Genomic DNA, 3,618 nt, shown 5'->3' on the forward strand with positions numbered 1-3,618 from the left:
TGTCGCACTCACGAGCGATTCCGGTAGCAACTCGACCGACCACATCACGAACGTCGGTGCACTTAACGTTTCTGGTGCGGAGACTGGCGCAGTTGTCGAATACTCGATCGATGGCGGCCATACTTGGAACACCAGTTTCAACGCGGTCGAAGGCGTGAACGACGTGCAGATTCGACAAACCGATGTCGCGGGCAACACGTCGGACCCGACCTCGCTCAGCTTCACACTCGATACCTCGGCCGCTGCGCCAAGTGTCGCGCTGACCACTGACTCCGGCAGCAACGCCAACGATCACATTACCAACGTCGGCACGCTGAATCTCACCGGTATCGAAACCGGCGCCACCGTCGAATACTCGATCGATGGCGGCCACACCTGGAACACCAGTTTCAACGCCGTCGAAGGCGTGAATGACGTACAGGTCCGGCAGACCGATATCGCAGGCAATACATCGGATCCGACCTCGTTCAACTTCACGCTTGATACCTCGGCCGCCGTGCCCAGCATCGCATTGACCACCGATTCCGGCAGTAGCTCGACCGACCACATCACCAATGTCGGTACGTTGAATCTCACCGGTGTTGAAACCGGCGCCACCGTCGAATACTCGATCGATAGCGGCCATACCTGGAACACCAGCTTCAACGCCGTCGAAGGCGTGAACGACGTGCAGGTTCGACAAACCGATGTCGCAGGCAACACGTCCGCCTCGACCTCGTTCAACTTTACGCTCGATACCTCTGCCGCTGCGCCAAGTGTCGCGCTGACCACTGACTCCGGCAGCAACGCCAACGATCACATTACCAACGTCGGCATGCTGAATCTCACCGGTATCGAAACCGGCGCCACCGTCGAATATTCGATCGATGGCGGTCATACCTGGAACACCAGTTTCGACGCCGTCGAAGGCATGAACGATGTACAAATTCGGCAAACCGATGTCGCGGGCAATACATCGGATCCGACTTCGTTCAACTTCACACTCGATACGTCGGCCGCTGCACCGGGTATTGCGTTGAGCACCGATTCCGGCAGCAACGCCAGCGATCACATCACGAACGTCGGCACACTCAACGTTTCTGGTGTGGAGACTGGCGCAGTTGTCGAATACTCGACCGATGGTGGTCATACCTGGAACACCAGTTTCAACGCCGTCGAAGGCGTGAACGACGTGCAGGTTCGGCAAACCGATGTCGCAGGCAACACGTCCGCCCCGACCTCGTTCAACTTCACGCTCGACACCTCGGCCGCTGCGCCAAGTGTCGCGCTGACCACTGACTCCGGCAGCAACGCCAACGATCACATCACCAATGTCGGTACGTTGAATCTCACCGGTGTTGAAACTGGCGCCACCATCGAATACTCGATCGATGGCGGCCACACCTGGAACACCAGCTTCAACGCCGTCGAAGGCGTGAACGACTTACAGGTCCGGCAGACCGATGTCGCAGGCAATACATCGGATCCGACTTCATTCAGCTTTACGCTCGATACCTCAGCCGCCGCGCCCAGCGTCGCATTGACCGCCGATTCCGGCACTAGCTCGACCGACCACATCACCAACGTCGGCACGTTGAATCTCGCCGGTGTCGAAACGGGCGCCACGATCGAATACTCGACCGATGGCGGTCATACTTGGAACACCAGTTTCAACGCGGTCGAAGGCGTGAATGACGTACAGGTCCGGCAAACCGATGTCGCAGGCAATACTTCAGGCCCGACTTCATTCAGCTTCACGCTCGATACCTCGGCCGCCGCGCCCAGCGTCGCATTGACCGCCGATTCCGGCACTAGCTCGACCGACCACATCACCAATGTCGGCACGCTGAATCTTACGGGTGTTGAAACCGGCGCCACGATCGAATACTCGACCGATGGTGGTCATACCTGGAACACCAGTTTCAATGCCGTCGAAGGCGTGAACGACGTACAGGTTCGGCAGACCGATGTCGCAGGCAATACGTCGGATCCGACTTCTTTCAGCTTTACGCTCGATACCTCGGCCACTGCACCGGGTGTTGCACTGACCGCCGACTCAGGCAGCAACGCTACCGACCACATCACTAACGTCGGTGCACTCAACGTTTCTGGTGTGGAGACTGGCGCAGTTGTCGAATACTCGATCGATGGCGGGCATACCTGGAGCACCAGCTTCAACGCCGTCGAAGGCGTGAACGACGTACAGGTTCGGCAGACCGATGTCGCGGGCAACACGTCTGACCCGACCTCGTTCAGCTTTACGCTCGATACCTCGGCCGCCGCGCCCGGTGTCGCGCTCACGAGCGATTCCGGTAGCAGCTCGACCGACCACATCACCAACGTCGGCACACTCAACGTTTCTGGTGTGGAGACTGGCGCAGTTGTCGAATACTCGACCGATGGTGGCCACACCTGGAACACCAGTTTCAGCGCTGTCGAAGGCGTGAACGACGTGCAAGTGCGGCAGACCGATGTCGCTGGCAACACGTCCGCCCCGACCTCGTTCAGCTTTACGCTCGATACGTCGGCCGCCGCGCCGGGTGTTGCACTAACCGCCGACTCAGGCAGCAACGCTATCGACCACATCACCAACGTCGGCACACTCAACGTGTCTGGTGTGGAGACTGGCGCAGTTGTCGAATACTCGATCGATGGCGGCCATACCTGGAACACCAGCTTCAACGCGGTCGAAGGCGTGAACGACGTACAGGTTCGGCAGACCGATGTCGCGGGCAACACGTCGGCCCCGACCTCGCTCAGCTTCACACTCGATACCTCGGCCGCCGCACCCAACGTCGCATTGACCGCCGATTCCGGCACTAGCTCGACCGACCACATCACGAACGTCGGTGCACTCAACGTTTCTGGTGTGGAGACTGGCGCAGTTGTCGAATACTCGACCGATGGCGGCCATACCTGGAACACCAGCTTCAATGCCGTCGAAGGCGCGAATGACGTACAGGTGCGGCAGACCGATGTCGCAGGCAATACATCGGATCCGACTTCATTCAGCTTTACGCTCGATACCTCGGCCGCCGCGCCCGGTGTCGCGCTCACGAGCGATTCCGGTAGCAGCGCTACCGACCACATCACCAACGTCGGCACACTCAACGTTTCTGGTGTGGAGACTGGCGCTGTTGTCGAATACTCGATCGATGGTGGCCACACCTGGAACACGAGTTTCAACGCCGTCGAAGGCGTGAACGACGTGCAGGTTCGGCAGACCGATATCGCAGGCAATACGTCGGATCCGACGGCGTTCAACTTCACGCTCGACACCTCGGCCGCTGCGCCCGGTGTCGCACTGACTACCGATTCCGGCAGCAGCTCGACCGACCACATCACCAACGTCGGCACGCTGAATCTCACCGGTGTCGAAACGGGCGCCACCGTCGAATATTCGATCGATGGCGGTCATACCTGGAACACCAGTTTCGACGCCATCGAAGGCGTGAACGACGTACAAATTCGGCAAACCGATGTCGCGGGCAATACATCGGATCCGACTTCGTTCAACTTCACACTCGATACGTCGGCCGCTGCACCGGGTATTGCGTTGAGCACCGATTCCGGCAGCAACGCCAGCGATCACATCACGAACGTCGGCACACTCAACGTGTCTGGTGTGGAGACTGGCGC

General features: G+C 59.2%; 1 protein-coding gene. It reads left to right on the forward strand.

From position 1 onward, the window contains the following. A partial coding sequence (locus AC3WLY_RS35120; protein ID WP_492332762.1) for a beta strand repeat-containing protein occupies window positions 1-3,618 on the forward strand: 3,618 nt, incomplete at both ends.

Source organism: Burkholderia sp. FW306-1C-G01B, from assembly GCF_058781685.1.